Origin of the sequence: Pedobacter heparinus, from assembly GCF_032678725.1 — a bacterium.
Classification (GTDB): domain Bacteria; phylum Bacteroidota; class Bacteroidia; order Sphingobacteriales; family Sphingobacteriaceae; genus Pedobacter; species Pedobacter heparinus_A.
The window spans coordinates 131005-139469 of record NZ_JAVTSC010000017.1 but is presented as its reverse complement, the minus strand read 5'-3'; the positions used below and the strand labels follow the sequence as shown (position 1 = coordinate 139469).

The following is an 8465-nucleotide window of genomic DNA, read 5'->3' as shown; positions in this document are numbered from 1 at the left end:
CGTAGGAAGGATGGTAAATCCAGCTGTAGCCAATGCGCTGCTTCTAATAAATTCTCTACGTTTCATTTTTAACAATTTAGTTTATCTGATTTTGTTCATTTAAAATTCGAACGCCTTACGCTTATCTTTGCCAGTCAGTGCGTTAATTTTCAAACAAACTAATGCAATTATAATGTTATACATAATACTAAATTTTATATAAATATTTTTTAATGCTGTTAAACGATGATGGTCAATATGAAAGTATGCGCCAATTCCCTGCGGTCTGCCCTTGCAGCCCAGGAAGGTGGTGCGATCAGGGTGGAGCTTTGTGATAATTTACCGGAAGGTGGCACCACCCCGAGCTATTCGCAGATTGAAATGGCAAAAAAAATGCTGAACATCCAGGTTTACCCGATCATCAGGCCAAGGGGAGGAGATTTTTTATATACAGACCTGGAGTTTGAACTGATGAAAGCAGACATTAAAGCATGCAGGGAACTCGGTTGTGATGGCGCGGTATTGGGCATCTTAAAGCACGATGGCAGTGTAGATAAGGAACGTTGCGGAGAACTGATCGCGCTTGCAGGTAACATGCATGTCACTTTCCACCGGGCATTTGACCTCAGCAATAATCTGCCAGAAGCGCTGGAAGACATCATTAAACTGGGCTGTGTAAGACTGCTCAGCTCCGGAGGCGAATCTTCTGCGTTAAAAGGAGCAGAAATGTTGCAGAAGCTGATTGCACAGGCCAGAGACCGGATCAGCATTATGCCGGGTGCCGGCATTAATGCAAATAATATCCAATCGCTGATCAGACAGACCGGAGCGAAAGAATTTCATGCTTCTGCAAGTAAAAGCGTCGCCAGCGAAATGCGGTTTAGAAACATCAATCTCCGTATGGGAGCTGCAGCCGATGAGTATATGGTAAAACAGCTGATCGCGCTGGCAAATAGAACAGAATTATAAAAGGCATTACAAACTTTAACCACCTGCTTTGAAAAAAATTATCTTTTCCTATGCCCCTTCCGTCTAAAAAATTACCTGTTCCAATGAAACCCCTTCTAAAAAAGAAAAATTACTTTCTCCACGAAAACCCCTTCCAAAAAGAAAAATTACCTTCTCTGAAGCGACCTGGCGTCTTTTCAGTTTTTCCTTAACGGAAAAACTGAAATTGTGCAGGCGATGAAGAGAATCGTAATTTTCATCCCCATAATAATGGCTTAAGTTTTGCTCAGCCTACACCATGAAGTCCTTATCAATCCTCCTTATATCACTTTCTTTCCTATGTATACCTGCCTCCCTTAAAGCGCAAAATGCGGATGCCTGGACTAAAGAAGAATTAAAAATGGCCAATACCGCAGGAAATGCACCCTACCTGACCGGCGAAGAAAAAGACATCGTCATTTACATGAACCTGGTACGTATGGATGGGGAACGCTTTTTTAACACCTTTTTGCAAGACTTTATTGACGATTATAATGAAAAAATGAAGCAATACAGCAATTACGAAAGGTTAAAGATCAGCCGGACCGACAGTTATTACAGGAGTTTGAAGAACGATCTGAAAAACATCAAACTGCTGCCCGCTTTCTGGCCCGATGAAGCGCTGAGCTGGGTGGCCAGACAACACGCAAAAGATTTGAACAAGAACAATTTTGCGGCACATAACTCAAGCGATGGCCGGACGGTAAAAGACAGGATCGGTAAAATGTACCCCAATAAATCAAACGGAGAAAACCTGGCTTTCGGCTTTTCAACCGGGTTGGGCAATGTCTGTTTATTACTGATAGACAAAGGCGTGCCCGATCTGGGGCACAGAAAGATGATCTTAAACACCTCCTATCAGCTAAATACGGTAGGTGTAAGTATACAATCACACAAAACCTATCGTTACTGTGCAGTTATCGATTTTGTAGCCCTGCCACATCCGTCCCGATGAAAAAATTACTTAAATTGGCAGCCGCAAATCACAACAATTGAAAAGAGAAAATACTACAGCGGTAAATCTTTACCTGGCGCTTGCTTACAGGTTCCTGATCTTACTGGTTTTATATACATTATGCAGGTTAGGCTTTTATTTTTTTAACCACGGTCTGTTTCAGCACGTTACCCTGTCCAAATACCTGTACATGCTATGGGGAGGGTTAAAATTTGATGTTTCTGCACTCATTTACATCAATGCTGTTTTTATTTTACTGCAGGTAGTCCCAGCTCCTTTCAAGTACCATGACGGTTACCAGCGCTTTTGCAAATGGATTTTCATCATCAGTAACAGTATAGGCATTATGGCCAACTTTGCCGATTTTGCCTATTATAAATACACACTTAAACGGACTACGGCTACATTTTTCAGTCAGTTCAGCAACGAACAGAACAAGTTTAAATTGTTCATGGATTTTCTGGCCGACTACTGGTACCTGTTTATTCTTTATGCCCTGATCATATGGGCTTTTGTAAAGCTGTATGAACTGGTACGTGTTAAAAAAGCAGAAAATTTTAAATGGCCGGACTATGTACTGCAAACCGTACTGATGTTTGCCATTGCCCTGGCTTGCCTTACCGGCGCACGTGGCGGATGGGGCTCTGGTACAAGGCCGATTACCCTGAGCAATGCCGGGGAATTTGTAGATACGCCAGATCAGATGAGCCTGGTATTGAACACCCCTTTTTGCATATTCAGGACTTTAAAGGCATCTAAATTAAAGCCCGTCAATTATTATGATGAGCCAACACTAAACACCCTGTATAATCCCATACGCCTGCCAAAAGACACCGCTGCTTTTAAAAAGCTGAATGTGGTGTTCCTGATCATAGAAAGTCTGGGTAAGGAACATGTGGGTGGTTTAAATAAAGACCTGATGGGTGGAAGATATAAAGGCTTCACCCCGTTTATTGATTCGCTGATCGAACAGAGCTATACCTTTACACATACCTATGCCAACGGGCGTAAATCGATAGATGCCCTGCCCTCAGTGATCTCAGGCATCCCCTCTATCCGGGAGCCTTTTGTCCTTTCGGTATATTCAGGTAATAAAACCACGAGTATTGCCAAACTACTGGGTGATAAGGGCTACGAAACAGCCTTTTTTCATGGGGCACCCAATGGCTCTATGGGCTTTTCTTCTTACACCCACCTGGCAGGCATCAAACACTATTTCGGACAAAACGAATATAAAAAAAACGAGGATTTTGATGGCACCTGGGGCATTTGGGACGATCCTTTTATGCAGTACATGGCCCAAACCATGAACACGCTGAAGCAACCCTTTTTCTCTGCCTTCTTTTCCCTCTCCTCCCATCACCCTTTCAAGTTGCCGGACCAGTACGCAGGTAAATTTCCTAAAGGTCATTTGCAGGTACAGGAAGTACTGGGCTATACAGACATGGCCCTGCGCAATTTTTTCAGAGCGGCATCGGCTATGCCCTGGTATAAAAACACCCTGTTTGTACTGTGTGCAGACCATGCTACCGTATCGTATTTTCCCGAATATCAAACCACACCAGGTTATTTTTCCATTCCGATTGTATTCTATTACCCGGGAGGAGATTTAAAAGGAAAGGCTGACAAAAATGTACAGCAGATAGACATAATGCCTACCGTTTTGAATTATTTACACTACGACAAGCCTTATTTCGCCCTGGGTTTTGATGCCTTTGACAAAAGGAAAGATAATTTTGTAGTGAACAATAACGATGGTACCTTTAGCTTTTACCAGGGAGACTATTTACTGATCAATGATGGAAAAATAAACCTTTCCCTGTATAATTTAAAAACAGATCGCTTAACCCAAAACAACATATTGGAAAAAGAACCGTTAGTTGCAGAGCAGATGGAGAAATACCTTAAAGCTTTTGTGCAGCAATACAATAACCGGATGATAGCAAACCAACTAACCGCGAATTAAATACATGCGAAAGGCCTTATTAAAAATAATAGACTTCTTTTACACCCCTTTTTCGCGCTGGTTATCCTTGCATACGTTCAGGTATATTGTTTCGGGCGGCACTACGGCAGCTACGGGTATTCTCGTCTATTACATTGCTTACAACTGGATATTGCACCAGGAAGACGTACGCCTCAATTTTCCACCGCTTCCAGGCTTAATTACAGCTCCAATCGCTGCTTTCATTATCGAATCCTGCATTACCTTTTTTATAGGATTTATGCTCAACAAGTACCTGATTTTCACTAAATCCAACTTAAAAGGACGGATTCAGCTCTTCCGGTATGGATCAGTAGTAGCGACCAATATACTGCTCAATTATGCCATGCTTAAAGTACTGGTAGAAGCTTTTGGCTTTTATCCAACCATTTCAAAAATCATCATCACAGTAATCCTTGCCGTTTTCAGTTACTTTTCTCAGAAGCATTTCTCCTTTAAAGTAAGAAAATAGATCATTGTTGGCTCCCGCCATTATTTTTTATTTGCGTAACTTTACACATCTGCTTAAATATTTACAGAATTCATGCAATGAATGATTTTAATGACTTTAATAACCAACAGGTAGCTCAGCTCCCAAGGCATTTACGGCAATTTATTGTGGAGCAGCACTATGAAAAATACACGCCTGTAGACCAGGCGGTATGGCGTTATGTGATGCGCCAGAATTATAGTTATTTAAAACAAGTGGCATTTTACCCCTACATCAAGGGTCTGCAAAGCGCAGGTTTAAGTATTGAATATATCCCAGACCTGCAAACGATGAACGACAATCTGGGCAAAATTGGCTGGGGCGCAGTTACCGTTGACGGCTTTATACCACCGGCGGCATTTATGGAATATCAGGCCTACAGGGTACTGGTTATTGCGGCAGATATCCGCCAGATCAATCATATTGAATACACCCCCGCCCCAGACATCATCCATGAATCGGCCGGGCATGCCCCGATTATTGCAGACAGCGATTATAACAATTACCTGAGTTATTTCGGCACCATTGGTGCAAAGGCCATGTTCTCTGCTAAAGATTTTGAACTCTACGAGGCCATCCGGAACCTTTCTATCTTAAAAGAGGCAGTGGATGCCAATGATACGGAGATTGCAAAGGCAGAACGCCTGTTACAGCAGATCTCTGAAAACATGGGCGAACCTTCTGAAATGGCCTTACTGAGCCGTTTGCATTGGTGGACAGTGGAGTACGGCCTGATCGGAACACTGGAAGACCCTAAAATCTATGGTGCAGGGTTGCTCTCTTCAATAGGGGAAAGTGCGGGCTGCATGAAACCTGAAGTGACAAAATTATGGTACAATGCCGATACCATCAACTATACCTACGACATTACCAAGCCACAGCCACAATTGTTTGTGACGGAGAATTTCCAGAACCTGATTGATGTGCTGGAAACTTTTGCGGATACCATGGCTTTTAGAAAGGGCGGCACGGAAAGCATTGTAAAAGCTATTGAATGTAAAAACCCGGCAACAGCAGTTTACAGTTCTGGCTTACAGGTTACCGGTGTGTTCACAGACATGGGGCTGGATGGGCAGGACCAGCTTACATTTATCAAAACCACCGGACCATCTGCTTTGGCAATAGACAATAAACAACTGAAGGACCATGGTAAACATTACCACAAGGACGGTTTTTCATCACCGGTAGGTAAGCTTAAGGGCATTGATACCCCTTTGGAAGATATGGACATTCGGCAATTGCTGACATGCGGCATTAAACCCTTTAACCTGGCCATTCTCGAATTCGAAAGTGGCATCAGCGTAAAGGGTATCGTAAAGGTCATTCATCAGAAAGATGAAAAGACTTTCTTGATTACCTTTGAAAACTGTACCGTGAAAGAAAGCAATGGCAACATCCTGTTCCAGCCGGAATGGGGCACCTATGACATGGCAGTGGGTGAAAAGATCGTTGCTGTGTATAACGGTGCTGCCGACAAAGATGCTTACGAAGAAATTACCCACGTCAGCAATAAACAGACCCACAAAGTGGTTTATGATGAAAAAATCCAGAAACTGCATGGCATTTACCAGACGGTACGCCAGGTTAGGGAAAACGATGCCGCTTATGAGCAATTGCCAGTTCTTTTTAGCAGTTTAAAAGCCGAACACCGATATGACTGGCTTGCGGCTATGGAAATTCTGGAAATATTATATCATAAGCAATTATACCCGGAACTGGAAAAGGAAATCCGGATTTACCTGGAGCTCAAATCAGCGAGCGAATGTGAGTATACAAAACTGATAAATGACGGTTTACATGTTATTGAAAACCCGGTTACACAATTGATTACAGAGGAAGAAGCACATTAAATGAATATTGTATTGACAGGCGCCAGCAGCGGAATAGGTTTTGAAGCGGCATTAGAATTTACATTGAACAAGGAGAATAAGGTGGTTTGCATTGCCAGATCGGCTGACAAACTGCGTAAACTGCTGGAAATAGCAAAAAGCATTACACCTGACTGCACCCTGCTGCCTGTTGAGTTTGACATTGTAAATGATGATTATGCGGCACTGGTGCCTTTCTTAATAGAAAAACTAGGGCATATTGATATCCTGATCAATAATGCCGGGGCCCTGGTAAACAAACCCTTTTCAGAAACCACCGCTGCAGACCTGGCGAATATGTTTGAAAGCAACGTTCTGGGCCATTTCAATATGATCAAAAACCTGCTGCCGCTAATGGGCAATGACAGTCATATTGTAAACATTGGCAGTATGGGCGGCTTCCAGGGTAGTGTAAAGTTCCCAGGCCTTTCCGCTTATTCTGCGAGCAAAGCAGCCTTACACGCCCTGACAGAATGCCTGGCTTTCGAACTGGTTGACACCGGGATCAAAGTAAATTGCCTGGCTCTTGGCTCTGCGCAGACAGAGATGCTCGAACTGGCCTTTCCTGGCTATCAATCACCTGTACTCGCATTCGAAATGGGTAAGTATGTGGCTGATTTTGCACGGACAGCACATAAGTTTTTCAACGGAAAAATCCTCCCTGTGGCAGTAACAACGCCATAATCAAGAAGTTATCAACATTTATTAGGGCTAAAGTATAATTTTAATATCTTTAGCCTGATCCATATGAAGAAACACCTTATTGTATTCTGTTTTCTTTTTTTAAGTTTTTCTGCGGCAAAGTCGCAGACCACAGTGCCTTTACAGTACCAGGAACTGGTGAAAAACCTGATGAAACAGACAACGGCAAACCCAACAAACCAGGCACAAAAACTGGAATCGCCCAACCGGCTGCTGGACTTTGCAAAATCAATGCTGGGCATCAGGTACAGGTCTGCCTCCAGCAGTCCAAGCCGGGGCTTTGACTGTTCGGGTTTTGTAAACTACGTATTCAGTAATTTTGGTTTCAAGGTTCCGCGTTCCTCCAGGGATTTTGCCACAAGTGGTGAGGCTAAAAAGCTGGAAGATGCAAAGATCGGGGATGTGATTGTGTTTACAGGAACCAACAGCCGTTCCAGAACGCCAGGACATGTAGGCATCATCTATGCCATAGATGGTACTGAAGTAAAGTTTATCCATTCTTCTTCTGGCGGAGCTAAAGGTGTCACGATTTCCAGCCTGGAAGAGGGTTTTTACAAAAAACGCTTTTTAAAAGTAATCAGCATTTTATAGCCCTCATGACAAGGTAGCTTTACAATAAAACTACCTTCAATGCATCCTTAACATTTCCCTGATGCAGCCATTGCTGCGCAAGCTGCTGCAGTTCACGCTCCCGGTTTAGGGTATCGCCGATGGAAGCATCCATAATTTCCTTTACTTCAGGAAGCTTTCTTACCGCGTCGATTTCTTCGGTTGTGGGCAGGTGTTCTATGTTGCCCAACATCCCGAGGTCATTACCCGTCAGCACTTTGGAATTTCTTATGGCCTCAGGCAAGGCATCTATGCCGATTCCTAAGGTAGTTAAAGGCTTCGTCACCTTAAACAGGTTTTCCGGGGTAACCCGGCAATACCAGTCTCCCCCAAGTCTGGCTACCAGATCTATTTTTGCCTGGTCTATTCTGCCCTCGTCATCCAGGATCTCTTCCTTAATATGAATCAGTTTTACTTCTGCCAGAATGAGGTTCCCTGCACCTGGATTTTCACCCAGATGGATGACCTCTTTAACGATGCATTCCATCTGTACCGGTGCTTCGGCCACTCGCGGTGGTTTCACCAGTTGCGAAGGCAGCATGGTAAATCCTGCCTTTTCAAATTCGTTTATCCCTTTTGCGTATTCTGTACTGGCCAGGCTGGTTTGCTGTACCATGGCATAGTTAACAATATTAATCACGCATTCTTTAACTTCCAGGATATTTTCCAACGTATGCTTGGTGGTATTGTCGCGCACTCTCCTTGCCGGCGAAAAAATACAAAGCGGCGGGTTGGTACTGAACATGTTAAAAAAGCTGAAGGGACTCAGGTTGATGTTTCCTGCTGCATCTATGGTGGTGGCAAAACAAATGGGTCTTGGCGCAACCGCGTATTGCATATAATTCTGGAGCTCTGCAGGCGTCAGTTCTGAAGTTTTAACTGTCAGCATGG

At 43.5% G+C, this 8465-nt stretch carries 8 protein-coding genes; 7 read left to right on the top strand and 1 reads right to left on the bottom strand.

Annotated elements, in window-relative coordinates; translation table 11 throughout:
- The first annotated feature begins 225 nt into the window (after positions 1-225).
- The 7 genes from R2Q85_RS22000 (at position 226) to R2Q85_RS21970 (ending at position 7556) form a co-directional block, all read left to right on the top strand.
- Positions 226-948 carry a copper homeostasis protein CutC gene (locus tag R2Q85_RS22000; RefSeq protein ID WP_316813959.1) on the top strand — a complete coding sequence of 241 codons (723 nt, stop codon included), beginning with the start codon at positions 226-228 and terminating at the stop codon, positions 946-948.
- Positions 949-1225: 277 nt separating this feature from the next.
- The gene (locus tag R2Q85_RS21995) at positions 1226-1921 is read left to right on the top strand and encodes a CAP domain-containing protein (protein ID WP_316813958.1); all 696 of its coding nucleotides are present in this window, start codon (positions 1226-1228) and stop codon (positions 1919-1921) included.
- A 37-nt stretch (positions 1922-1958) separates the two neighbouring features.
- The gene (locus R2Q85_RS21990) at positions 1959-3887 is read left to right on the top strand and encodes an LTA synthase family protein (RefSeq protein WP_316813957.1); all 1929 of its coding nucleotides are present in this window, start codon (positions 1959-1961) and stop codon (positions 3885-3887) included.
- Between the two features lie 4 nt (positions 3888-3891).
- Positions 3892-4377 carry a GtrA family protein gene (locus R2Q85_RS21985; RefSeq protein ID WP_316813956.1) on the top strand — a complete coding sequence of 162 codons (486 nt, stop codon included), beginning with the start codon at positions 3892-3894 and terminating at the stop codon, positions 4375-4377.
- Positions 4378-4454: 77 nt separating this feature from the next.
- Positions 4455-6245, top strand: coding sequence for an aromatic amino acid hydroxylase (locus R2Q85_RS21980; protein WP_316813955.1), 1791 nt, complete (start codon positions 4455-4457; stop codon positions 6243-6245).
- Positions 6246-6947 carry an SDR family oxidoreductase gene (locus tag R2Q85_RS21975; protein ID WP_316813954.1) on the top strand — a complete coding sequence of 234 codons (702 nt, stop codon included), beginning with the start codon at positions 6246-6248 and terminating at the stop codon, positions 6945-6947. It begins immediately after the preceding gene.
- Between the two features lie 63 nt (positions 6948-7010).
- Complete coding sequence (locus R2Q85_RS21970; RefSeq protein WP_316813953.1) at positions 7011-7556, top strand: C40 family peptidase; 546 nt, start codon at positions 7011-7013, stop codon at positions 7554-7556.
- A gap of 19 nt (positions 7557-7575) precedes the next feature.
- Here R2Q85_RS21970 and R2Q85_RS21965 read toward each other — a convergent pair whose 3' ends face one another.
- A complete protein-coding gene (locus tag R2Q85_RS21965) occupies positions 7576-8463 on the bottom strand; it encodes a flavin reductase family protein (protein WP_316813952.1) in 888 nt (295 codons plus the stop codon).
- Positions 8464-8465 lie beyond the last annotated feature (2 nt).